At 71.5% G+C, this 24,872-nt stretch carries 16 protein-coding genes and 1 pseudogene; 8 read left to right on the top strand and 9 right to left on the bottom strand.

The annotated features are described in order from the left end of the window. Window positions 1-41: 41 nt before the first annotated feature. Window positions 42-2,549, bottom strand: coding sequence for a SpoIIE family protein phosphatase (locus POF73_RS13715; RefSeq protein ID WP_272114982.1), 2,508 nt, complete (start codon window positions 2,547-2,549; stop codon window positions 42-44). A 346-nt stretch (window positions 2,550-2,895) separates the two neighbouring features. Between POF73_RS13715 and POF73_RS13710 the strand changes: the two genes are divergently transcribed. The 4 genes from POF73_RS13710 to POF73_RS13695 all read left to right on the top strand — a co-directional run bounded on the left by POF73_RS13710 (window position 2,896) and on the right by POF73_RS13695 (window position 9,821). Then, window positions 2,896-4,968, top strand: coding sequence for a SpoIIE family protein phosphatase (locus tag POF73_RS13710; RefSeq protein ID WP_272114981.1), 2,073 nt, complete (start codon window positions 2,896-2,898; stop codon window positions 4,966-4,968). A 35-nt stretch (window positions 4,969-5,003) separates the two neighbouring features. Next, entirely contained in the window at window positions 5,004-5,762 is a 759-nt protein-coding gene (locus tag POF73_RS13705; RefSeq protein ID WP_272114980.1) for an IclR family transcriptional regulator, read from the top strand. 102 nt (window positions 5,763-5,864) lie between these two features. Continuing rightward, entirely contained in the window at window positions 5,865-7,001 is a 1,137-nt protein-coding gene (locus tag POF73_RS13700; RefSeq protein ID WP_272114978.1) for a PP2C family protein-serine/threonine phosphatase, read from the top strand. A gap of 141 nt (window positions 7,002-7,142) precedes the next feature. Further along, window positions 7,143-9,821 carry a SpoIIE family protein phosphatase gene (locus POF73_RS13695; RefSeq protein ID WP_272114977.1) on the top strand — a complete coding sequence of 893 codons (2,679 nt, stop codon included), beginning with the start codon at window positions 7,143-7,145 and terminating at the stop codon, window positions 9,819-9,821. A gap of 5 nt (window positions 9,822-9,826) precedes the next feature. Here POF73_RS13695 and POF73_RS13690 read toward each other — a convergent pair. After that, a pseudogene (locus POF73_RS13690) lies at window positions 9,827-10,525 on the bottom strand (FAD-dependent oxidoreductase); the annotation flags it as partial. 228 nt (window positions 10,526-10,753) lie between these two features. On the opposite strand from POF73_RS13690, the gene POF73_RS13685 reads away from it, so the two are divergent. Together POF73_RS13685 and POF73_RS13680 are read left to right on the top strand one after the other, a co-directional pair. Beyond that, window positions 10,754-12,262 carry a family 43 glycosylhydrolase gene (locus POF73_RS13685; protein WP_272114976.1) on the top strand — a complete coding sequence of 503 codons (1,509 nt, stop codon included), beginning with the start codon at window positions 10,754-10,756 and terminating at the stop codon, window positions 12,260-12,262. Between the two features lie 219 nt (window positions 12,263-12,481). Further along, entirely contained in the window at window positions 12,482-12,682 is a 201-nt protein-coding gene (locus POF73_RS13680; RefSeq protein WP_443049511.1) for an AbfB domain-containing protein, read from the top strand. A 14-nt stretch (window positions 12,683-12,696) separates the two neighbouring features. Here POF73_RS13680 and POF73_RS13675 read toward each other — a convergent pair whose 3' ends face one another. Further along, window positions 12,697-13,926, bottom strand: a complete 1,230-nt coding sequence (locus POF73_RS13675; protein ID WP_272114975.1) for a cytochrome P450 — start codon at window positions 13,924-13,926, stop codon at window positions 12,697-12,699. A 106-nt stretch (window positions 13,927-14,032) separates the two neighbouring features. Continuing rightward, window positions 14,033-15,043 carry a DUF2278 family protein gene (locus POF73_RS13670; RefSeq protein WP_272114974.1) on the bottom strand — a complete coding sequence of 337 codons (1,011 nt, stop codon included), beginning with the start codon at window positions 15,041-15,043 and terminating at the stop codon, window positions 14,033-14,035. Between the two features lie 239 nt (window positions 15,044-15,282). Here POF73_RS13670 and POF73_RS13665 point away from each other — a divergent pair, with 239 nt between their 5' ends. Then, the gene (locus tag POF73_RS13665; protein ID WP_272114973.1) at window positions 15,283-15,723 is read left to right on the top strand and encodes an SRPBCC family protein; all 441 of its coding nucleotides are present in this window, start codon (window positions 15,283-15,285) and stop codon (window positions 15,721-15,723) included. A gap of 15 nt (window positions 15,724-15,738) precedes the next feature. On the opposite strand, the gene POF73_RS13660 is transcribed toward POF73_RS13665, so the two are convergent. The 5 genes from POF73_RS13660 to POF73_RS13640 all read right to left on the bottom strand — a co-directional run bounded on the left by POF73_RS13660 (window position 15,739) and on the right by POF73_RS13640 (window position 22,559). Further along, window positions 15,739-16,896 carry an XdhC family protein gene (locus POF73_RS13660; RefSeq protein ID WP_272114972.1) on the bottom strand — a complete coding sequence of 386 codons (1,158 nt, stop codon included), beginning with the start codon at window positions 16,894-16,896 and terminating at the stop codon, window positions 15,739-15,741. Between the two features lie 48 nt (window positions 16,897-16,944). Beyond that, complete coding sequence (locus POF73_RS13655) at window positions 16,945-18,402, bottom strand: NCS2 family permease (RefSeq protein ID WP_272114971.1); 1,458 nt, start codon at window positions 18,400-18,402, stop codon at window positions 16,945-16,947. Between the two features lie 262 nt (window positions 18,403-18,664). Next, window positions 18,665-21,049, bottom strand: coding sequence for a xanthine dehydrogenase family protein molybdopterin-binding subunit (locus POF73_RS13650; protein ID WP_272114970.1), 2,385 nt, complete (start codon window positions 21,047-21,049; stop codon window positions 18,665-18,667). 5 nt (window positions 21,050-21,054) lie between these two features. After that, complete coding sequence (locus tag POF73_RS13645) at window positions 21,055-21,666, bottom strand: (2Fe-2S)-binding protein (protein ID WP_272114969.1); 612 nt, start codon at window positions 21,664-21,666, stop codon at window positions 21,055-21,057. Next, window positions 21,666-22,559 (bottom strand): FAD binding domain-containing protein, encoded by an 894-nt coding sequence (locus POF73_RS13640; protein WP_272114968.1) that lies wholly within the window; start codon window positions 22,557-22,559, stop codon window positions 21,666-21,668. Before POF73_RS13640 ends, POF73_RS13645 begins: the two co-directional genes overlap by 1 nt. A gap of 375 nt (window positions 22,560-22,934) precedes the next feature. Here POF73_RS13640 and POF73_RS13635 point away from each other — a divergent pair, with 375 nt between their 5' ends. After that, window positions 22,935-24,611 (top strand): PucR family transcriptional regulator, encoded by a 1,677-nt coding sequence (locus tag POF73_RS13635; protein ID WP_272114966.1) that lies wholly within the window; start codon window positions 22,935-22,937, stop codon window positions 24,609-24,611. The last annotated feature ends 261 nt before the right edge of the window (window positions 24,612-24,872 follow it).

Raw genomic sequence — 24,872 nt, 5'->3', positions numbered from 1 at the left:
GACCACCCGAGCTCTTGGGCGACCGACCGTCCGCCGCAGCCTCACGGAATTTCCTGCTCGGCCCAGATGATCTTCCCGTCGGCCGTGTACCGCGCCCCCCACCGATGGGACAGCTGGGCCACCAGGAACAGCCCCCGGCCCCCCTCGTCCATGATCCGGGCGTGCCGCAGTCGCGGAGCGGTGCTGCTGGCGTCGGCGACCTCGCAGGTCAGGCGGGAGTCGCGGAGGAGGCGCAGGCGGATGGGGGGTTCGGCGTAGCGGATCGCGTTGGTGACCAGCTCGCTGACGATCAGCTCGGTCGTCATGGCCAGCTCCCCGAAGCCCCAGTCCGTGACCTGGCGGGTCGCCCGGGCCCGGACGTCGGCGACGGCGGCCGGGTCCACGGGCACGTCCCAGGACACGACGTGTTCGGCGCCCAGGGCGTGGGTGCGGGTCAGGAGCAGGGCGATGTCGTCGGGCTGCGGCACCGGCACGAGCTGCCGCACCGCGGACGTGCACAGGGTGCCTATGTCGGGTTCGCGCCGGGAGAGCAGTTCGCCGAGCCGGGCCATGCCCTGCTCCATGTCGCCGTCGGCCGACTCGACGAGGCCGTTGGTGTAGAGGCCGAACAGGCTGTTCTCGGCGAGTTCGAACTCGGTGGCCTCGAACGCCATCCCGCCCAGCCCGAGTGGCGGTCCGGCCGGGGGTTCGGGGAAGGAGACCTGCCCGTCGGGGGCGACGACGACCGGCGGCGGATGTCCGGCTCGGGCCATGGTGCAGCGCCGGGTGACCGGGTCGTAGACGGCGTACAGGCAGGTGGCGCCGAGGAAGGCGGTCGTGCTCTGGTGGGCCGCCCCGGCTCTCTCGGCTCCGTCGACGCCCTCGGCTCCCTGGGCACGCTCGTCTTCGGGCTGCTCCTCGCTGAGCCGGAGCACCAGGTCGTCGAGGTGAGCCAGCAGTTCGTCGGGCGGCATCTCCATGTCGGCGAGGGTCTGTACGGCGGTGCGCAGCCGGCCCATGGCCGCGGCCGCGGTGATGCCGTGGCCGACGACGTCGCCGACGACCAGGCCCACCCGGGCGCCGGACAGTGGGATCACGTCGAACCAGTCGCCGCCGACCCCGCCCGTCGGGTCCGCCGGCAGATAGGAGGAGGCCACCTCCAGCGCCGTACCGCCCGTCAGGGCCTGCGGCAGCAGACTGCGTTGCAGGGTGACCGCGGCCGTGTGTTCCCGGGTGTAGCGGCGGGCGTTGTCGACGCACAGCGCGGCGCGGGCGACCAGTTCCCGGGCGGCCAGGACGTCGTCGGGCTGGAACGACACGGGATTGAGCGACCGTATGAAGGTGGTGAGACCGAGGGCGGTGTTGCGGGCCCGCATCGGCACCGAGATCAGGGAGTGCAGGCCGAACTCGCGCATGCTGGCCGCTCGGGCGGGCTGTTCGGTGGCCCACAGGGCGTCGGACGGGTCCAGGACGGGGATGAGGATCGGCTCGCCGTCGATGAGCAGATGCGCGTCGTGCGGCGGCGGCACGAAGTCCACCCGGTCCCCGATCTGGGCCACGGCCTCGGGGACGCCCTCGCGCACGGAGTTCATCCCGGCCCGGCGCATCACCGGCTTGGCGGGGGCCGGGCCCGCGTCGGGGAGCCACGCTCCGTGTCCCTCGGTGCTGAGCACGGGCTCCAGCAGGTCCACGACGACGAAGTCCGCGAAGCGGGGCACGGCGAAGTCGGCGAGTTCCTGGGCCGTCCGCATGACGTCCAGGGTGGTGCCGATCCGGGTGCCGGCCTCGTTGACCAGCGCCAGCAGCTGGCGGGCGTTCCATCGTTCGGTGACGTCCAGGACCATGTAGCAGACCCCGGTGACCGAGTCGTCCGGGTCCACGAGGGGGAAGAACGAGGTGGAGTAGGCGTGCCGGCGGTGCGGATCGGCCCAGCTCCAGCCCTCGTACTCGTAGTCGGTGACGGGGACGCCGGTGTCGAGGACCTTGCGCATCAGGCCCTCGATGGTCTCCGCCTGCAGGCCGGGCAGCAGTTCGCTGAGCCGCCGCCCCAGCCGCTGCTCACGGGGCACGCCGCCGAACCGCTCCAGGGTGTCGTTCAGCCAGACGTAGCGCAGCTGGGTGTCCATCACGGCCATGCCGACCGGCGAGCGGGTCAGGAATCCGTCCAGCACGGACTGGCCCACGGTCCACTGCGGGCGCCGCTCGCGCGCCGAGATCAGGAAGCACTCGTCCGGGCCGATCCGGAAGGACGCGGAGACCCGCAGGTCCACGTCGATACGGCGGCCGTCGCTGTGGCGTAGCGGGATGAGCCCGCTCCACCCCATGCCGGCCCGGCAGCGCTCGGCGACCCCGGCCACCCGCACCGGATCGCCGGGCATCGCCAGCAGTCCGGCGGCCGGCCCGCCGACCGTCTCCGACGCCGGGCGGCCGAGGAGTTCCTCCGCGGCCCGGGTCCAGCCGAGGACGACGCCCTGCGCGGACAGCACCGCCGCCGCGTCGGAGGACGCGTCGAAGAGCGCGCTCGGTCCTGCGGACGTGGGCGCGTCCGGTTCCTCTCGCGGAGCATCCATGGGTCCTCACGCAGCGTCCATGGGTCCCATCCCGTACACGACCATGTTCCTGCTAGTACGCCGGATACGCACGGGCCGACGCCCGCCTCGCCGTCCCCCCTCGCCGGCTCCAGCCTCCTCAGAGCCTGTGAACCAACCCCGTCTGCGCTGCGACGCCCGGCACGCGTGCTCGCCCTACGGGCGGGACGACGGGGGGTTTGTTCACAGGCCCTCACTGGGCAAGGCGCGGGAGCGGAGAGAGCATGGAGGTGCCGGTCCTCGTAGCCGTGGTACCCGGTCGTGGCCGAGGCCGGTGGGTCCGGTCGGCCGGTGCGCGGGAGGCCGGGCCGGTGGCGGAGGAGCTGGGATGACAGCCGAATCCGAATCCTTCCAGTCCGACGGCGGCGGGTACGGCGCCGAGCCGCCCCGCCCGACCGGCCTGCTGGACATGCTGAGCGTGGCCGCGGTCGTCGTCGACGCCGCCGGGCGCATCGTGTTCTGGACCCCGCAGGCAGAGGATCTCTTCGGCTATACGTCCGAGGAGGCGCTCGGCACGTACGCGGCGCGGCTGTTCATCCAGCCCGAGCATCTGCCGGCCGTGGCGAAGCTGTTCGCGGAGGTCCTGGAGACCGGCCGGAGCTGGGCCGGCGCCTTCCCGGTGCGGCACAAGGACGGCAGCACCCGGCTGACGGAGTTCCGCAACATGCGGCTGCTGGACGATCTCGGGGACGTGTACGCGCTCGGCATCGCCGCCGACCACTCCCTGCTCCAGCGCGTCGAGACCGATCTGGCGCTGTGCGAGCGGCTGATCAACCAGTCCCCGATCGGTATCGCCCTGCTCGACCCCGACCTGCACTATCTGCTGGTCAACCCGGCGCTGGAGCGCATCGACGCCACCCCGGCCGAGGACCACATCGGCCGCCGGCTGCGGGAGACGCTGCCGCTGCCCGACATCGACACCATCGAGTCCTGTCTGCGTCAGGTGCTCACCACCGGCACCCCGCTGCTCGACCAGTACCACGTGGGCCGCCCGCCTGCCGATCCCGAGCACGAGCACGCCTGGTCGCTGTCCTTCTACCGGCTGGAGGATCCCGGCGGCCGGACCCTGGGTGCGGCCATCTCGTTCGTCGACGTCACCGAGCGGCACCGCGCGGCGGCCGAGGCCGACCGGGCCCGGCGGCGTCTCGCCCTCGTCGCCGATGCCTCCACCCGGGTCGGCACCACGCTGGAGGTGGAGCAGACCGCCCGCGAACTGGCCGACATCGCCGCCCCGGAGCTGGCCGACGTGGTCGCCGTGGACGTCCTGGACTCCGCCCTGGCCTGCCGCCGTATGCGCCAACCCGACAACGGCCCCGAACTCTTCCGCGCCCTCGCCCTGAAGGCGGCCTACCCCAGCGTGGCCCTGCGCGCCGCGGACCCGCCCGGTGACCTCGCCTCCTACGAGGGCGACCGGCTGGTCACCCTGTGCGTCCACACGGCCCGGCCGGTGCTGGTGCGCCATGTCGGCGAGCACGATCTGCCGCGCATCGCCCGGGACGCGGAGGCCACCTCCCTGCTGGCCCGGGCCGGTGTGCACTCGTATCTGGCGGTGCCGTTGATCGCGCACGGCGAGGTGCTGGGCGCCCTCGACCTCAAGCGGACCCGTAATCCGGTGCCGTTCGACGAGGACGACGTGGTCCTGGCGAGCGAGCTGGCCAGCCGGGCCGCCGTGGCCATCGACAACGCCCGCTGGTTCCAGAGCGTGCGCAACACCGCCCTCACCCTCCAGCGCAGCCTGCTGCCCGACCACCCGCCGCACCACACCGGTCTGGAACTGGCCTCCCGCTACCAGCCCGCGCAGGCCACCAGCGAGGTCGGCGGCGACTGGTACGACGTCCTGCCGCTGACCGAGGACAAGACCGCCCTGGTCGTCGGCGACGTCATGGGCAACGGCATCGACGCCGCCGCCACCATGGGCCGGCTGCGCACCGCCACCTGCGCATACGCGGACCTCGACCTCGAACCCGGCGCCGTGCTCCAGCACCTGGACAAGATCACCTGCGATCTGGAGCACTACATCGTCACCTGCCTGTACGCCGTGTACGACCCCGGCAGCGGGCGGTGCCACATCGCCAACGCCGGACACATGCCGCCCGCGCTGGTCCGTCCCGGCCGCCCGGCCGAACTCCTCGAACTGCCCTCCGGAGCCCCCCTCGGTGTCGGCGGCATCCCGTTCGAGACGACCACGGTCGAGCTGGGCCCCGGCGATCTGCTGGTCCTGTACACCGACGGCCTGGTCGAGACCCGCCACCACTCCATCGACGACCGGCTGAACGTTCTCCTCGGCTTCCTCGACGAACCCCGCCGCCCGCTGGAGGAGACCTGCGACCTGCTGCTGTACGGCCTGCGCCATCCCGACGACCACGACGACGTGGCGCTGCTCGTGGCACGGGTTCTTTAGTTGCTCCTTCGGTACGCCCGGCGCACCCTGTTCCTATGGGTGCTGACAGCGGCCCTACGCTGATCAACTCTGTGCAGCGGGCCTTTCGTCTGCTGGAGGCAGTGAGCGCACACGAGAACGGTGCCCCGGCGAAGCAGCTGGCCCGGGAGACGGATCTGCCGCTGGCCACGGCGTACCACCTGCTGCGCACGCTGGTCCACGACGGCTATGTGCGCAAGCTCGCCGACGGCGGGTTCATCCTGGGCGAGCGGCTCCAGACCCTGCACACGGCGGGCCGGACCCAGGCGCTGCTCAGCCGGATCCGCCCCACGCTCGCCGCGCTGCGGGACGAGCTGTCGAGCGCCGCCTACCTCACCTTCTACGAGGAGGGGGAGATCCGAGTCGCGGAGATCGTCGACGGCCCGCGCGCTCCCCGGGTCGACCTGTGGGTGGGGTTCGAGGACGCGGGGCACGCCACGGCGCTGGGCAAGTCGGTGCTGCGTGAGCTGGACGAGGACGCGCGCAAGGAGTACCTGTCCCGGCACACGCTCTCCGACCTCACGCCCAGGACGATCACCGACACCCCCGAGCTGCTGCGGCGCCTCGAATCCTCACCCCTGGCGCCGGCGGTGACGGACATGGAGGAGTACTCGCTGGGCACGGTGTGCGTGGCGGTGCCCGTCTACGCCGGCTCCACCCTCGGCTCGCTGGGCGTTTCGCTGCGGGCCGGCCGGCGCTCCCGTCTGGAGGAGATCAGGGCACGGCTGATCCCCGCCGCCGACCGTGTGACCCGCGGCCTCTCGCTCACTATCTGAAAACGCTGTCCTTGTCCCGTCCGGGGGCGAAACGCTTTCCTGAATAAACCGGACATTTCACGGGCGTATGGCCCCGCACAAGGTGAGGACAGCGGACAAGACATGAGCATGGCCCCCCACCACGGTGATGACCACTGGCCGAGGCGGCTGATCGCCGCCGTGCCCATTCTGCCCATCCTGATCGTCTCCGCCCTCGTACTCGTCGATGTCGTCGGCGGCACGGGGATGACCTGGGTACCGCTGCTCGCCACCGGACCCGCGCTCGCCGCCACCACCTGCGGGCCGCGCTCCGTCCTGTGCGTGGGGCTGTTCGCCGCCGCCATGAGCGTGACCCTCGGTATCCGCGGCGGCGCCCCGGGCAGCCAGCTGGCGGTCGCGATGTCCGCCCTGCTGGTGGTCACCCTGGCGTGCGCCCTCACCAGCACCCTGCGCGGGCGCCGCGAGCGGGTGCTGGCGGCCGTCCGGTCCGTCGCCGAGGCCGCCCAGCACGCGCTGCTGCAGCCCATCCCGGCGACGGTCGGCCCGTTCCGGGTGGCCGTCCGCTACAGCGCCGCCGCGGCGGAGGCCCGGATCGGCGGCGACCTCTACGCCCTGGTGTCCACGCCGTACGGGGTCCGGCTGATCGTCGGCGACGTGCGCGGCAAGGGGCTGCCGGCCGTGGGGACCGCCGCCCTGGTGCTCGGCGTGTTCCGGGAGGCCGCCTACGACGAGCCCGACCTCCTTGATGTCGTCGCCCGTATCGAGCGGAGCCTGGCGCGCAACCTGGGCAGCGACGACTTCGTCACCGCCGTGGTCGCCGGGTACCCCCGGGAAGGCCAGCTGGAGGTGGTCAACTGCGGCCACGCGCCGCCGCTGCTGGTGCGCGACTCCGTCGTCGTACCGGTCGAGCCGGACCGTCCGGCCCCGCCGCTCGGTCTGCGCACCCTCTCGGGCGAGACGCCCGCACTGCAGGTGCTGCCCTTCGCCGACGGCGACCAGCTGCTGCTGTACACCGACGGCGTCACCGAGGCCCGCAACCACGACCGGGAGTTCTACCCCCTCGCCGAGGGCCTGGCCCGCCACACCTGCGGCGAACCGGCCGACACTGTCACCGCCCTGCACGACGAACTCCTGACCCACGTCGGCGGCCGACTCCACGACGACGCGGCCCTGCTGCTCCTCCAGAAGCCGACGGCCCCCGAAACGCCGGTCAGGCGTGCCACGTCCGATGCCGGGTGCATCGAATCGTGCTCGCCATAGACGTACCAAGGGGCGCGGGGAACGGCGCGACCAGCCACAACGCAGCCGCACACAAAAGACGCCCCGAACCCGGCACAACCTCCCGGCTCCACCCGCGGAGCGCCCCGTGCCGGCCCCACCGAACGGTGTTAGAAATAGAGCATGGCCGGATTCCTCGGCCGCCTGCGCTCCCTGTTGAGCGCGCGTACCGTCGCCCGGCAGGTCTTCGTGCTGCAGGCGGCGATCGTCGTGCTCCTCGTCGTCGCCGCGGTGGTGGCCCTGGTACTGCAGGTCCGCAACGACACCGAGCGGGAGGCCCGCAACCGCTCCCTCGCGGTGGCCGAGGCCTTCGCGCACTCGCCGGGCGTCGTCGATGCGCTGGCCGGCCCCGATCCGTCGTCGGTGCTGCAGCCGCGTGCCGAGGCGGCGCGCGAGGCGACCGACGTGGACTTCGTCGTCGTGATGAGCACGGACGGGATCCGCTACACACACCCCAACCCGAAGCAGATCGGCAAGCACTTCGTCGGCACCATCGCGCCGGCCGCGGCGGGCGGGGTGGTACGGGAGACGTACACCGGAACCCTGGGGCCGTCCGTGCGGGCCGTGGTCCCCGTGAAGGACGACGGCAAGGTCGTCGGTCTGGTGGCCGCCGGGGTGACGCTGGCCAGCGTGGGCAGCACCGTGGACAACCAGTTGCCGATGCTGCTCGGCTCGGCGGCGGCCGCGCTCGCCCTCGCCACCGGCGGGACCGCGCTGGTCAGCCGGCGGTTGCTGCGGCAGACGCACGGGCTGGGGCCCGAAGAGATGACGCGGATGTACGAGCATCACGACGCCGTCCTGCACTCCGTACGCGAAGGTGTACTGATCCTGGACGACCAGCGGTGTCTGGCCCTGGCCAACGACGAGGCGCGGCGGCTGCTCGGGCTGGGCCCGGACGCACAGGGGCGGCGCTGCCGCGATCTGGGCATCGGGCGCGACCTCGCCCAGCTGTTCTCCTCCGGGCGGGACGCCACCGACGAGGTGCACCTGGCGCAGGGCAGGTTGCTGGCCGTGAGCCAGCGCTCGACCGACCGCGAGGGCGGGCCGCCCGGCAGCGTGGCGACGCTGCGGGACACCACCGAGCTGCGCACCATGACCGGCCGGGCGGACGTGGCGCAGGAGCGGCTGAAGCTGCTGTACGACGCGGGCCTTGAGATCGGCACCACGCTCGACGTCACCCGCACCTCGCAGGAGCTGGCCGAGTTCGCGGTGCCGCGGTTCGCCGACTTCGTCTCCGTCGATCTGGCGGATCCGGTGCTGCGCGGCGAGGAGCCGAAGGAGGGCCGTACCGACATGCGCCGGGTCGCCCTCCGGGGCGTACGGGAGCGCAGCCCGCTGTACCCGATCGGCAAGCTGATCCACTTCGCCCCGGACAGCCCGCAGGCCTTCGGCTTCGGCACCGGCGAGACGGTGCTGGAGACGGACATGTCGACCTTCTCCGGCTGGCAGGTGCAGAATCCCGACAACGCCCGCAGGATCGTCGACTTCGGCATCCACACGATGCTCACGGTCCCGCTGCGCGCCCGCGGCGTCATCATGGGCATGGCCACCTTCTGGCGCGGCGACCGGCCCGAGCCCTTCGAGCGGGAGGACGTCTCGCTCGCCGAGGAGCTGGTGGCGCGGGCCGCCGTCAGCATCGACAACGCCCGCCGCTACACCCGCGAGCACACTCTGTCGATCACGCTCCAGCGCAGCCTGCTGCCAAGGGCCCTGCCGGGCCAGAGCGCCCTGGACGTCGCCTACCGCTATATGCCCGCGCACGCGGCGCAGGGCGGGGTCGGCGGGGACTGGTTCGACGTCATCCCGCTGCCGGGCGCGCGGGTGGCGCTGGTGGTGGGGGACGTCGTGGGACACGGGCTGCACGCGGCGGCCACCATGGGACGCCTGCGCACGGCGGTCCACAACTTCTCCACCCTGGACATCCCGCCCGACGAACTCCTCGGCCATCTGGACGAGCTGGTGGTCCGCATCGACCAGGACGAGGGCGACGGCGAGGCCGCGCCGGTCACCGGGGCGACCTGTCTGTACGCGGTGTACGACCCGTCCTCCGGGCTGTGCACCCTTTCCCGCGCCGGCCATCTCGAACCGGCCCTCGTCCACCCGGACGGCGACGTCGAGTTCCCCGCCGTCCCCGGCGGCCCGCCGTTGGGCCTGGGCGGCAGCCTGCCGTTCGAGGCGACGGAGCTGCGCCTGTCGGAGGGCTCCGGCCTGGTGCTGTACACGGACGGGCTGGTCGAGGACCAGGGACGGGACATCGACGAAGGGCTGGAGCTGCTGCGCGGGGCGCTCGCCGCGGCCCCGCCGACGCAGGGCCGGACGCCGGAGGAGACCTGCAAGGCGGTGCTGGGGGCGCTGCTGCCCGAGCGGCCGCGTGACGACGTGGCCCTCGTGGTCGCCCGGACGCGACGGCTGCCCACCGACCGCACGGCGGCCTGGGACGTGCCGGCCGATCCCTCGGCCGTGGCCCGGGTCCGCGCGGTGGCCGCCCGGACCCTGGACGACTGGGGCCTGGCGGACGAGGCGTTCACGACCGAGCTGATCCTCAGCGAGCTGGTCACCAACGCCCTCCGCCACGCCACCGGCCCCATCCACGTCCGTCTGATCCGCGACCGCGCCCTGATCTGCGAGGTCTCCGACGGCAGCAGCACCGCCCCGCACCTGCGCAGCGCGGCCACGACGGACGAGGGCGGCCGAGGGCTGTTCCTGGTGGCCCAGTTCGCCGAGCGGTGGGGCACGCGCTACACGACCGTCGGCAAGGTGATCTGGACGGAACAGCCCCTGCCGCACGGCATCAGCCCATGAGGCCGGGGGGTGTCCCAGTACTCGCGGGGGACGCCGAAGGAGCGGTTGATCCTGCGGGGCGCCCTGGCGTACTCGGAGCGGCGTACGCGAACGCCGTTGACGTGCAGCCAGGCGTTGTTGACGGGCTTGCCCTCGCCGTCGACGTCGACGAGGTGGAACGGGCGGTGCTCGACGCCGAGTTGGCCGATCAGGCTCATCACCAGCGGATGGCTGCCGGGGATGCGCATGGCGCCGGCCTCCGCGTACTGGGCCGGGTCGGCGAACGCCTGCGCGGCGTGCTCGTGACCGCCGGTGCGGAAGGTCTTGATCCGGCCGCCGACGCGGTTGCCGTTGGCCTCGACGAGGGTGACGTGGTGCCCGGCCCGCTTCAGCAGCCAGGCCGCGACCAGGCCGGCGGGCCCGGCACCGATGACGAGGACCTTCTTGGCGGTCTTCGTCTTCGCGCGCGGGAGCCCTGAGTCGAGGATCTGCCGGTATGCCGGTGCGAGCGGCTGGTCGTGGTCGTCGACCAGCAGAAGGGCGCGGGCGACGTCGAGGCAGGTGTCCCAGTCGGCGGTGGACCGCGGGCGGTGCGGGGCCGCGGCGGGCGCGGCGGCCGCTGACGTGGGGGCCAACGCGGCCAGGGCGGCCGTCGTGGCGGAAGCTGCGGTGAACTGCCGCCGGGATACGGGAGTTGAGCCGACAGACGCGCGGTGATTGTCCATGTGCCTTGAATACGGGGGAAGTTGGGGCTTCGGCAGCCCATCGGTCGGTTCATCACCTGAACGGCGAGCGCACCATCACGCAGCCGCGCCGGGCGTGCGTCCGCAAGCGGGTTTGTAAAGCACGTATGACGAAACCGTTGACGGGGACATGGCCCACTTTTATCTTCTGTCTCAATCACGATCGGAATCACGAACTCCGTTCGAAATAACGGACAGGGACGGTCTCGTATGCCCCGGATGTCTCACCGGCCGCTCAGGCAACGCCGTGGATCACTGATCCTCTGCGTCCTCGCTGCCCTTCTCGCCCTGGTGGCGACCACGCAGCCGGCGTCCGCGGCAGACGGCCGCCCGTACACGAACCCGCTGAAGTCGTTCAAGGGCGCCGACCCCTGGCTCCAGTACCACGACGGCAACTACTACCTGATCACCACGACGTTCACCGGCATCCTCGGCATCCGCAAGTCGCCGACGCTCGCGGGCCTCGCCACCGCGCCCAACGTGCAGGTGTGGTCGGACACCACGCCGACCCGCAACACCAACATCTGGGCGCCGGAGATGCACCTGTTCAACGGCCACTGGTACGTGTACTACTCGGCCGGCCAGAGCGGCGTCGCCTGCTGCGACTCGCAGCGCACGCATGTCCTGGAGAGCGCCGGCACCGACCCGATGGGGCCGTACACCTACAAGGGTTCACTCACCGGTTCCAACCTCACGCCGGGCGGCTGGCTGATCGACGCGAGCGTGCTGCAGGCGAACAACAAGCTGTACCTGGTGGGCAGCGGCTTCATCAACGGCAGTACGCAGAGCCTGGTCATCGCCCCGCTGAGCAACCCGTACACGCTGGCCAGCAACACCTTCACGATCATCTCCAGCCCGACCCTGGCCTGGGAGCGGTCCGGCAGCCCGGTCAACGAGGGCCCCGAGCCGCTGTACCGGGGCGGCCGCACCTTCCTGACGTACTCCGCGAGCTTCTGCGGGACCTCCGACTACAAGCTCGGCCAGCTGGAGCTGACCGGCTCCGACCCGCTCAACCCGGCGTCCTGGACCAAGAAGCAGACCCCGGTCTTCCAGCGCAATGACGCGGGCAGCGTCTACGGCCCCGGCCACAACGGCTTCTTCAGCTCGCCCGACGGCACCGAGAACTGGATCGTCTACCACGCCAACTCCGCGTCGAACGGCGGTTGCGGCAACGGCCGCACCACCCGCGCCCAGGAGTTCTCCTGGAACGCCGACGGCACCCCGGACTTCGGCACGCCGGTCAAGCTCGGCACCACCCTCCCGGGCCCGTCCGGCGAGACGGCGGCGACCCCGACGTCGTACACCCTCGTCAACCGCAACAGCGGCAAGTGCCTGGACGTGAACGGCGGCAACACGGCCGACGGCACCGACATCTTCCAGTGGAGCTGCACCGGCGGGGCCAACCAGAAGTGGAAGGTCGAGGACCTCGGCGACGACACCAACCGCCTGGTCAACGTCGCCACCGGCAAGGTGATGGACACCGCCGAGTGCTCCACCGCCGACGGCGCCGACATCCGGCAGTGGTCGTGGCTGAACAACAAGTGCCAGCGCTACCGCCTCGTGTTCACGGCGAGCGGCGACCACGTCCGGATCGTCAACGAGTCCACCGGCAAGGTCGCCGACGTCGCCGACTGCTCCACCGCGAACGGCGCCGACGTACGCCAGTGGACCTGGCTGAACAACAACTGCCAGCAGTGGCGCCTCGTCCCCACCACCTGATCACTCCGCCCTGACTGGAGAACTCCGACGGCTACTACTACTTCACCGCTACCGTCCCCGAGTACGACCGCATCGTGCTGCGCCGCGCGACCACCATCCAGGGCCTGTCCACGGCCCAGGAGGTGACGATCTGGACCAAGCACTCCAGCGGTGTGATGGGCGCGCACATCTGGGCGCCGGCCCGGCTACCACCTGCGGCACAAGAACTTCGAGGTGTGGGTGGCGAAGAACGACGGCACGGCGGCGTTCGCGTCCGGCGCCTGCTTCCACAAGCGGGCCGGGCTGTCCGACTCGGCGGGGGTGTCGTACGAGTCGTACAACTACGCCGGGCGCTACATCCGGCACTACGACTACCTGCTGAAGGTGCAGGCACCGAGCACGGCGGCGGACAGGGCAGACGCCACGTTCTACGCCCAGTGAGGCGGTGAGGCACCTCACCAGGTGAGGTGCAGACGGTACGGGGAGCGGTGGATCATCGTCGGTCGCATGCTGACCGGGTGGTCCACCGCGAGCCGAAGACCGGGCAGCCTGCGGGTCAACTCCTCCAGTGTGAGCCTGAGTTGCTCGCGGGCCAGCTGCGCGCCGGGGCAGCCGTGCGCACCGAACCCGAAGGCCAGGTGGCGCTCCGGGGTGCGGGTGATGTCGAACTCGTCGGGGCGCGGATGCCGGGCGGGGTCACGGTTGGCCCCGCCGAAGGCCACGAACACCGCCTCCCCGGCCGGGAGTTCGGTGCCGGCCAGGGTGACCGGGCAGGTGGTGAGCCGACGGAAACCCTGGAGGGCGGTGTCGTAGCGGGCCGCCTCCTCGACCGCCGCCGGGATCCTCCCGGGCTCGGCGCACAGCAGCTCCCACTGACGGCGATGCCGCAGGAGGTGCAGGACGGTCGTGCCGATCAGGGCGGTCGTGGTGAGGTGGCCCGCGATGAGCAGGTTCTGGAGGTGTGAGACGGCCTCGTGCCGGTGTTCCAGGGCGAGTTCGCCCTCGGAGCCCTCGGAGCCCTCGGTGACCTGGGCCGTGATCTCCGTCGCCAGGTCCTCGCGGGGATGGGCGTGCCGCTCCCGTACGTACCGGTCGAGGGTGCGCTGCATCGCGACCACGTCCTCGGCAGCGGCGATCTGCTCGTCCTCCGCCAAGGGACGGAACAGCAGCTCCTCGGCGCGGTGTCCGCCGTGCACTACGCCCGGCACGTCGACCGGATCGAGGCCGACGATCCTGCCGACGACATCGCCGGGCAGGCGCTGGGCGTAGGCCGACATCAGCTCCACCCGGCCGTCCTTGACAAACGTGTCCACCAGGGCGGCGGCCCGCTCGGCGGCGTATGGCAGGACGGCGGCGACCCGGGCCGGGGACAGTGCGCGGACGATGGGCGCGCGCAGCCGCTGGTGCCGGTCGCCGTCGGTGGTGACGACGACCGGCCGCCCGCCGAATCCGCCGCCGAGGACGGCGAGCGCGGCGGGCGAGGGCATGACGTCCGGCCGCAGGCTGTTCGCCGACGAGAAGTCGTCGGGACGGCGAAGGACTTCGCGTACGTCGGCGTCCCGGGCGACCAGCCAGGCGTCCAGCTCGGGGACACGGGTCAGCCCCTCGGCCCGGCGGGCCCGGTCGTAGTGCGGATACGGATCGCGCTGCAACTCGTCGAGTACGTCGTGCCGTTCACGGTCCACGAGACGCCCTCCCGACGGTGGTGCGGGTCGCGCTCATGGTGCCGTACGGGGGTACGGGTGCGACAGACGGCGCGCCCCGGTCCGGGTACCAGGTCGTACGGTCCCGTCAGAAGACGACGGACCAGCCCTCGCGCCCGGCCTGCTCGGCGGTGTACGAGACGCCGTCCACCTTCAGCCGTTTCGCGTCGAGGAGGCTGATCTCGCCGCCATGGTTGCCGAGTTGGGCGCCGCCGTTGAGGCGGACGGTGAGGCAGGCGCCGGCCGTGAGCGGGCCGGGCGTCACAGCGGAGCGCTGGCCCAGCCGGTCCTGGATCTGCCAGCCGGTCAGGTCGACGGGGTCGGGCGAGGCGTTGACGAGGGTCACCGTCTCGGCCTCGGGGGCCGGACCACGCGGGTTGACGAGGGCGGCGACGATCCGGACGGGACGAGTGCCGGGCACGGGGCGCGAACCGTCGACGTCGTCGATGGGGTGGCCGGTGACGTCGTCCGTCTTCCAGGACTGGCTCTGGAAGGCGAGGAAGACGCCGACCCAGCGGGACTGCGCCGGGAAGTGGACCAGCATCCCGCCGTCCTGCCAGACACCGTCGGAGTCGCGGAAGCGGCCGCTGTTGCCCTGGTTCATATGGATGTCGTGGACGCCGTTGCCGGGCAGGAAGCCGAAGACCTTGTCCTTGACCTTCGGTTCGGGACCCCAGCGCTCGCCGAAGAGGTACACGCGGGCCTCGGAGTCGGCGACCGCGCGGCGGACCGAGTGGTCGAGGAGGTCGGCGAGGTCGTTGTCGGGCCCTTCGAGGTCCGGGGGCAGCTTCCGCATCAGGGCCGGGTCGAAGAGGTTGCCGCGCACGAAGTCGAGGTTCGGGCCGCCGGGCCCGGACGGCAGGGTGTTCCAGCCGCTCTGCAGTCCCGCCAGCCGGTCCGTGATCGGGTGCCGGAAGTCCTCGCTGACGAAGTAGAGCAGCTCGGCGGGCTTCTGCTGGGACTGGACGTTGACGGCGGCCCGGTAGTGCGTGCCCTGATCGTCGGTGAGGTGGATCTGGTAGTGCGGTGTGTCGTGGGCGCCCTCGCGCCGGGTGTCGACGGCTCGTCCGACGAGTACGCCGTACGTTTTCAGTGGCATGACGACCAACTCCCCCGTTGGGCGGACGGTTTGCCCGCCCTTGGCCGGAAGCGTAGGGCGTGGGCGGCGCGCCCGGAGGTGAGTTCACCCCGCGTACGTCCGTCGTCCGACCCCTGTCCGGACCGTCGGCACACCCCGTATACGCCATGCCCGACGCGCCGACCGCGCCGATGACCCGCGCTGCCGACCGGCCCTGGTGACCAGCCCTGATCCACCGGGCCGTTCCGTAAGATCGTTCCGTGGCGAACTTCCTGCTCGAACGCACGGTTCCACTCCCCCTCGCCGAGGCCTGGCGCCGTCTGACGGAGTGGCCCCGCCACGCCGAGGTCGTCCCGCTGACCCGCGTCCATGTCACCACCCCCGGGCCGACCCACGAGGGCACCCGCTTCACCGCCCGCTCCGGCCTGGGCCCGCTCTCCTTCGACGACCCGATGGAGGTGACGGTGTGGCAGCCACCCGGGGACGGCACACCCGGCAGGTGCCGACTGGAGAAGCGGGGCCGCGTGATCACGGGCTGGGCCGAGATCGAGGTACGGCCCGGTCCGGGCGGGCGGGCGCGGGTGGTGTGGCGGGAGGAGCTGCGGGTGCGGTTCGTGCCGGCGCCGCTGGACGCGGTGGTGGAGCGTATGGCTCGGTATGTGTTCGGGCGGGCGGCGAATCGGCTGCTCAGGAGGGCTTGAGGGCTCCCCGGGCGCTCAGGCCACCGACCCGATCCGCCCCGCCGGGGACGACGTGGACGTCGCCTCGTGGTGGATCGGAGTGTGTGCGCCCGTGAGTGACCCCCCGCTGCCGCCACGCCGGTTGGCTACGATCTCCGAGGCGATCGACAGGGCCGTCTCCTCGGGTGTACGGGCACCCAGGTCCAGGCCGATCGGGGAGCGGAGCCTCGCCAGCTCCAGCTCGGTGACGCCGACTTCGCGCAGCCGCTCGTTGCGGTCGAGGTGGGTGCGTCGGGAGCCCATCGCACCGACGTACGCGACCGGCAGGCGCAGGGCGAGCCGGATCAGGGGTACGTCGAACTTGGCGTCGTGGGTCAGCACGCACAGCACCGTCCGGCCGTCGATCTCCGTACGCTCCAGGTACTTGTGCGGCCACTCCACGACGATCTCGTCGGCGTCCGGGAAGCGGGCCTCGGTCGCGAAGACCGGGCGGGCGTCGCACACGGTCACGTGGTAGTTCAGGAACTTGCCGATCCGCACCAGCGCCGACGCGAAGTCGACGGCGCCGAAGACGATCATCCGGGGCTGCGGGACGGACGACTCGACGAGGAGAGTGAGCGGGGCCCCGCAGCGCGAACCCTGCTCACCTATCTCCAGGGTCCCGGTGCGACCCGCGTCCAGGAACGCGCCGGCCTCCGCCGCGACCGTACGGTCCAGTTCGGGGTGGGCGCCGAAGCCGCCGTCGTACGTGCCGTCGGGGCGGACCAGCAGCGCGCGGCCCATCAGGCCGGAGGGGCCCGACACGATCCGGGCCACCGCCGCCGCCTCGCCGGCCGACGCCGCGGCCAGCGCCGCCGTGACCACCGGACGGGCCGGGTCCTGCACCCGTACCGGCGTCACCAGGATGTCGATGATGCCGCCGCACGTCAGCCCGACCGCGAAGGCATCCTCGTCGCTGTACCCGAAGCGCTCCAGGACCGTCTCGCCGTCCTCCAGCGCCTGTTGGCACAGCTCGTAGACCGCGCCCTCCACACAACCGCCGGAGACCGAGCCGATCGCCGCGCCGTCGGCGTCCACCGCGAGCGCGGCGCCGGGCTGGCGGGGTGCGCTGCCGTCGACCGCCACCACGGTGGCCACGGCGAACTCGCGTCCCTGCTCGACCCACCGGTGCAGCTCTTCGGCGATGTCCAGCATCTGTCGGTCCCCTCAAAGCGGTTGTGTGGAGGGCGGTTCAGACACTGACTAGTGCACGCCCATCCAGCTCTCAATGGGATTGAGGGCGAAATAGACCAGGAAGATGCCTGTCAGTGCCCACATGAACGCCCCGATCTCCCGCGCCTTGCCCTGAGCGACCTTGATGGCGACGTACGAGATGACACCGGCGGCCACACCCGCGGTGATCGAGTACGTGAACGGCATGATCACAACGGTGAGGAACACCGGGATCGCGGTGGCCCGGTCGGCCCAGTCCACGTGCCGCGCGTTCATCATCATCATGGCACCGATCACGACCAGGGCCGCCGCCGCGACCTCGCCCGGCACGATCGCCGTCAGCGGGGTGAAGAAGAGGCAGGCCGCGAAGAACAGGCCGGTGATGACGGAGGAAAGACCCGTACGGGCACCCTCGCCGACGCCGGTCGCCGACTCGACGAACACCGTCTGGCCCGAGGCCCCGGCCACGCCGCCGATCGCACCGCCCGCGCCGTCGATGAACAGCGCCTTGGACAGCCCCGGCATCCGGCCCTTGTCGTCGGCCAGCTTGGCCTCGGTGCCGACGCCGATGATCGTCGCCATCGCGTCGAAGAACCCGGCGAGCACGAGGGTGAACACGATCATCCCGACCGTCATGGCGCCGACCTCGCCCCAGCCGCCGAACTCGACGTTGCCGAAGATGGAGAAGTCGGGCATGGACACCGCGCTGCCGTGCAGTTCGGGAGCGCCGCTGGCCCACTGCTTGGGGTCGATGACGTCGAGTGCGTTGAGGGCGACGGCGATCACGGTGCCGCCGACGATGCCGATCAGGATCGCGCCGGGGATGCCGCGCGCCTGGAGCATGAAGATCGCGAGCAGGGTGACGGCGAAGAGCAGCACCGGCCAGCCGGCCAGTTCGCCCTCGGGGCCGAGGGTGACCGGGGTCGCCTTGCCCTGGTGCACGAAGCCGGCCTTCACCAGACCGATCAGGGCGACGAACAGGCCGATGCCCATGGTGATCGCGTGCTTCAGCGCGAGCGGGATCGCGTTCATGATCATCTCGCGCAGGCCGGTCACGACCAGGAGCATGATGACCACGCCGTACATCACACACATGCCCATGGCCTGCGGCCAGGTCATCTGCGGGGCGACCTGGGAGGACAGGACGCCGGAGACGGAGAGGCCGGCGGCGAGGGCGAGCGGCACCTTGCCGAAGAAGCCCATCAGCAGCGTGCTGAGGGCCGCCGCGAACGCGGTCGCGGTGATCAGCGCCTTCTGGGCGAGGGTGTCCCCTGCCGCGTCCTTGCCGGACAGGATGAGCGGGTTGAGCAGAAGGATGTACGCCATCGCCATGAAGGTGGTGACGCCGCCGCGCACCTCGCGCGCGACCGTGGATTCTCTCCTGGTTATGTGAAAGTACCGGTCGAGCCAGGACCTGCCGGCCGGGACGCGGGTGCCTTCTCCCGCGTCGTCGGCTGTGGTCGCCGGCTCCAGTGACTGCTGGGTCATGTGGGCCTACTCCCAAGGTTCAAAGGGGCACCCGCACAACCGCCCTGACGGTCGGTCAACCGCGTGCGCGGCTACGGGATTTGGGAAGGTGCTACGGCCGCACGACCCGGGGGACGGCCCGAGACGAACGAACAGGATCTGTGGTGCTGGTACTTGCCTGGTTCCCGAGTGCCGCGAGCGGTGCGGCACATCGAGTACTCCGGGCGGCGCGGCGGAGTGTGTGACGTTCCCTCACACCGCCCGGAGGGTCTTGCGGGATTCCTTACGCCGTGCCGGTGAGGTGTTCCGGCCGTACAGGCGTCCGGTCGAGCTCCAGCCCGGTCGCGCTCCGGATCGCCGCGAGGACGGCCGGGGTCGACGACAGGGTCGGGGCCTCGCCGACGCCACGGAGCCCGTACGGGGCGTGGTCGTCGGCGAGTTCGAGCACGTCGACGGGGATGATCGGCGTGTCGAGGATCGTGGGGAGCAGGTAGTCCGTGAAGGACGGGTTCCTGACCTTCGCGGTCTTGGGATCGACGATGATCTCCTCCATCACCGCGATGCCCATGCCCTGGAGGGTGCCGCCCTGGATCTGGCCCAGGACGGACAGCGGGTTGAGCGCCTTGCCGACGTCCTGGGCGCAGGCCAGCTCGATGACCTTGACCAGGCCGAGCTCGGTGTCGACCTCGACGACGGCCCGGTGCGCGGCGAACGAGTACTGGACATGGCCGAAGCCCTGGCCGGTGCGCAGGTCGAAGGCCTCGGTCGGACGGTGCCGCCACTCGGCCTCGATCTCGACCGACTCCTCTTCCAGTACGTCGATCAGGTCGGCGAGCACTTCGCCGCCGTCGGTGACGACCTTGCCGCCCTCCAGGAGCAGCTCGGCGGTGGCCCAGGCCGGGTGGTAGGAGCCGAACTTGCGACGCCCGATCTCCAGCACCTTCTCCCGGACCAGTTCGCAGGAGTTCTTGACGGCGCCGCCGGTGACGTATGTCTGCCGGGACGCGGACGTCGAGCCGGCGCTGCCCACCTGCGTGTCCGCCGGGTGGATGGTCACCTGGGTGACGCCCAGCTCGCTGCGGGCGATCTGCGCGTGGACGGTGACACCGCCCTGGCCGACCTCCGCCATGGCCGTGTGCACGGTGACGACGGGCTCACCGCCGATGACCTCCATGCGCACCTTGGCGGTGGAGTAGTCGTCGAAACCCTCGGAGAAGCCGACGTTCTTGATGCCGACCGCGTAGCCGACACCTCGTACGACGCCCTCACCGTGCGTGGTGTTGGACAGACCGCCCGGCAGCTGCCGTACGTCCGCGCCCTCGCTGGACTCCCACTGGCGCTCCGGCGGTAGCGGCATCGCCTTGACGCGGCGCAGCAGTTCGGCGACCGGCGCCGGGGAGTCGACGCGCTGGCCCGTCGGCATGACGGTGCCCTGCTCCATGGCGTTTAGCTGCCGGAACTCCACCGGGTCCAGGCCCAGTTCCTTGGCCACCTTGTCCATCTGCGCCTCGTAGGCGAAGCACGCCTGGACCGCGCCGAAGCCGCGCATGGCGCCGCAGGGCGGGTTGTTGGTGTAGAGGGCGATGGCCTCGATGTCGACGTCGTCGACCGCGTACGGGCCGATGCTGAGCGAGGAGGCGTTGCCGACGACCGCCGGAGAGGCGGAGGCGTACGCGCCGCCGTCGAGCACGATCCGGCACTTGACGTGGGTCAGCTTGCCGTCGCGGGTGGCCCCGTGCTCGTAGGAGAGCTTGGCCGGGTGACGGTGGACGTGCCCGAAGAAGGACTCGAAGCGGTTGTAGACGATCTTTACGGGCTTCCCGGTCCGCATCGCCAGCAGGCAGGCGTGGATCTGCATCGACAGGTCCTCGCGGCCACCGAAGGCGCCGCCGACGCCGGACAGCGTCATCCGGACCTTGCTCTCGGGCAGACCGAGGACGGGCGCGATCTGGCGCAGGTCGGAGTGCAGCCACTGGGTGGCGATGTACAGGTGGACGCCGCCGTCCTCGTCCGGCACGGCGAGGCCGGACTCCGGGCCGAGGAAGGCCTGGTCCTGCATGCCGAAGGTGTACTCGCCCTTGACGATCACGTCCGCCCGCTTGGCGGCCTCGGCGGCGTCGCCGCGGAAGATCGGCTGGCGGTGGACGATGTTCGGGTGCGGAACGTGGCCGCTGTGGTGGTCGTCGCGGTCCTCGTGGACGAGGATCGCGTCCGGGGCGGTCGCGGAGGCCTCGTCGGTGATGACGGGCAGCTCGCGGTAGTCGACCTTGATCTTCGCCGCGGCACGACGCGCGGTCTCCGGGTGGTCGGCGGCGACGATGGCGACCGGCTCACCGTGGTGACGTACCTTGCCGTGCGCGAGGACCGGGGTGTCCTGGATCTCCAGGCCGTAGTTCTTCACGTCGGTCGGCAGGTCGTCGTACGTCATGACGGCATAGACGCCCGCCGTGGCAAGGGCCTCGCTCGTGTCGATGGACACGATCTCGGCGTGCGCGACGGTGGACCTGAGGATCTGTCCCCAGAGCATGTCCTCGTGCCACATGTCGGACGAGTACGCGAACTCACCGGTGACCTTGAGGGTGCCGTCCGGGCGGAGCGTCGACTCGCCGATGCCGCCCTTGGTCCGGGATCCCTGGGTGATCTTCGTGGGAGCGCCATTGGTTGGCATGCTGCTCAGACCGCCTCTCCCTGCCGGGCGGCCGCGAGGCGGACCGCGTCCATGATCTTCTCGTAGCCGGTGCAGCGGCACAGGTTGCCCGACAGCGCCTCGCGGATGTCCGCGTCGGTCGGGTTCGGGTTGCGCTCCAGCATCTCGTCGGCGGCGACCAGCAGACCCGGCGTGCAGAAGCCGCACTGGACGGCGCCGGCGTCGATGAACGCCTGCTGGATCGGGGAGAGCTCGGTGCCCTCACCGGTCTGCGAGTCCTGCCCCTTGGCGTCCCACCGCCAGGCTTCGCCCGGGGGGACCCCCGGCTGGGCGTCCTGGAGGGAGGTGCCGCACGCTCCGGTGGCGCAACCGCCGTGCTCGGCGCGCTGCTTGGCGAAGTCCGCGAGCCCCTCGACGGTGACGACCTCGCGGCCCTCGACCTGACCCGCAGCCACCAGGCAGGAACACACGGGCACGCCGTCCAGCCGAACGGTGCAGGACCCGCACTCACCCTGCTCACAGGCGTTCTTCGACCCCGGAAGCCCCATCCGCTCACGCAGCACGTACAGCAGGGACTCGCCCTCCCACACGTCGTCGGCTTCCTGCGGGCGTCCGTTGACAGTGAAGTTGACGCGCATCACGCAGCTCCCTCCGTGGCGCGGCGGGCGCCGCGGTACGACTCCCAGGTCCAGGTCAGCGTGCGGCGGGCCATGACGCCGACCGCGTGCCGGCGATAGCTCGCCGTGCCCCGGACGTCGTCGATCGGGCTGCAGGCCCCGGAGCACAGCTCCGCGAACTGCTTGGCGACCGACGGAGTGATGATCTCGCCGCTGTCCCAGAAGCCGCCCTCTTCGAGCGCCGCGTTCAGGAACTCCTCGGCGGTCTTGGCCCGCACGGGCGTGGGGGCGGCCGAGCCGATGCCGGTCCGAACGGTCCGCGACTCGGGGTGCAGCGCGAGCCCGAAGGCGCACACGGCGATGACCATCGCATTGCGCGTGCCGACCTTGGAGAACTGCTGCGGCCCGTCGGCCTTGTCGATGTGGACGGCGCGGATCAGCTCGTCAGGGGCGAGGGCGTTGCGCTTGACCCCGGTGTAGAACTCGTCGATCGGGATGAGGCGGGTACCGCGCTCGGCCGACTCGACCTCGACCTCGGCGCCGGCCGCGAGGAGGGCGGGGTGGGCGTCGCCGGCCGGGGAGGCGGTGCCGAGGTTGCCGCCGACGCCGCCGCGGTTGCGGATCTGCGGGGAGGCGACCGTGTGCGAGGCCAGGGCGAGGCCCGGCAGCTCGGCGCGCAGGCTCTCCATGATCCGCGTGTACGGCACAGAGGCGCCGAGCCGCACGCTGTCCTCGCCGACCTCCCACTCGTAGAGGTCGCCGATGCGGTTGAGGTCCAGGAGGTACTCGGGCCGGCGGTGGTCGAAGTTGATCTCGACCATCACGTCGGTACCACCCGCGATCGGCACAGCGGTGGGGTGCTCGGCCTTCGCGGCGAGCGCCTCCTCCCAGCTGGCGGGGCGAAGGAAGTCCATGGCCGGCTCTCTTCCTCGTCTCGTGGGCCGTACGGTTTGAGCCAGATCTGGTGCGGCGAGTCCGGCTCGTTCATGTGTTGTTAACGCACTTTGACGTCAGTACACAGCGCCCGGCTCGACCTGGGTCAGTCACGGAAACCATGAAGGAGTTGGCTGGCCAGGGCGGACATCTTGTAGATTCATATGAACAGAGGCCCTCAGTAACCTCCACGTCTTTCTCTGGAAACACCGGCCACGGCCCTGTGACCTGCGGCACCGTCCGAAAGACGACGAGCACCGCCCCCGGCGCCGCTCATCGGCCCGCCGACCGGGCCTCACCCACAGACCCATCAAGATTCATCGTAGATATCGAGACAAAGAACGGCGGCGACGAGAATGCGGCTGCGCGCACTGCTGGACACCGACGCGCTGGGCCTCAAGCTGCTCGGCGGCGAGGACGAGCTGGACCGCACCGTGCGCGGTGTGATGACCACCGACCTCAGGGACCCCAGCCGCTATCTCTCGGGCGGAGAGCTGGTGCTCACGGGGCTGGCCTGGCGGCGCCACGCCGCGGACTCCGAGCCGTTCGTGCGCCTCCTGGTGCAGTCCGGGGTGGTGGCCCTCGCGGCCGGTGAGGCCGAGCTCGGCGACATCCCCGACGACCTGGTGCTGGCCTGCGCCCAGCACCGTCTGCCGCTGTTCGCGGTGCACGAGTCGGTGGCGTTCGCGACGATCACCGAGCATGTCGTACGGCAGGTCAGCGGCGAGCGGGCCGGTGACCTCGCGGCCGTCGTCGACCGGCACCGCCGGATGATGACCTCGGGCCCGGCGGGCGGCGGCCCGGACGTGGTCCTCGACCTCCTCGGCTCGGACCTGGACCTGCAGGCCTGGGTGCTGTCGCCGACGGGCCGGCTGATCGCGGGCTCGAAGGTCGGGGGCCCGGCGCTGCCCGCCGAGGTCTGCGCGAAGCTGGCAGCCGAACACCTGACGGCGGCCCGCTCGGGCCGCCGCGGCCCGCACCGCACGGCCCTCGGTTCCACCCCGTACTCCCTGTTCCCGGTCCGCAGCAGCGGCCGCACCCCGCAGGCCGCCGCGCGGGACATCCGCGAGACGGTCCTGTCGGACTGGCTGCTGGCCGTGGAGGCGGACGCGAGCGACTGGCCCGAGGAGCGGCTCGACCTCCTCCAGGGCGTCACACAGCTGATCGCGGTGGAGCGGGACCGCAGGGACGCGGCGCGCACGGTCCGCCGCCGCCTCGCGCAGGAGGTCCTGGAGCTGGTCCAGACGGGCGCGGCGCCCGCCGAGATCGCAGCGCGCCTGCGGGTCGCGGCTCCGGTGCTGCTGCCGGGCCTCGGCGCGGCCCCGCACTGGCAGGTCGTGGTCGCCCGGGTCGAGTGGGAGGGCGGGGACCTGGAAACGGGCCCCATCGCCCAGTCCCTCCTGGAAGAGGTCCTGGTGGACCCCCTGGCGACCGGCCCGGAGCCCTCCGACCGCATCGCCGTGGCGTACACCGGCGACGAGGCCATCGCCCTGGTCCCGCTACCCGCGGTCTCCGCCGAGCACGACGGCTCGGAGGCCGGCATCCACGCCGACGTCCTCCTCGACTCGATCCGCAACCCGCTGTCGGCGGGCCTGGACGACGACGGCCGGGTGACGCTGGGCGTGAGCGCGGCGGTGCACTCGGCGGAGGGGCTGCGCGGCGCCCTGGAGGAGGCCCGCCACGCCCGCCGGGTGGCGGCGGCCCGCACGGGCCGGGTCTGCGCGGCCGGCCACCAGGAGCTGGCCTCGCACGTCCTGCTGCTCCCCTTCGTCCCCGACGACGTCCGCCGGGCCTTCACCGCCCGCCTCCTTGACCCGCTCCGGGACTACGACCGCCGCCACCGCGCCGAACTCATCCCCACCCTGGAGGCCTTCCTGGAGTGCGACGGCTCCTGGACCCGCTGCGCGACCCGCCTCCACCTGCACGTCAACACGCTGCGCTACCGAGTGGGCAGGATCGAGCAGTTGACGAGCCGGGACCTGTCCCGGCTGGAGGACAAGCTGGATTTCTTCTTGGCATTGCGGATGAGTTGAGCTGCACCCGGCCCTCACCCGGATGGCACCAAGTGCCGCCGCTGTCCCACGACTTTGTGAAATCCTTCACCCACCCTCTTGGCCGGGCCCGACGATTCGTGCTGAGATGCCGCCACGACTCAACAGCTCGATGGCGTGCTGGGCCTGTCCTGCGGACCAGGTCGGTGTCAAGGGACGGTGCCCGGCGACGCCGGCGAGCGGAGTGCGGTGCGTGCGGCTGCGAGGCGAAGCAACGCCTCCGTCCGCGCGTACCCCGCCCCG

It is taken from the genome of Streptomyces sp. HD (assembly GCF_028369295.1).
Lineage (GTDB): Bacteria > Actinomycetota > Actinomycetes > Streptomycetales > Streptomycetaceae > Streptomyces.
This window is presented reverse-complemented; position numbering and strand designations above follow the sequence as displayed.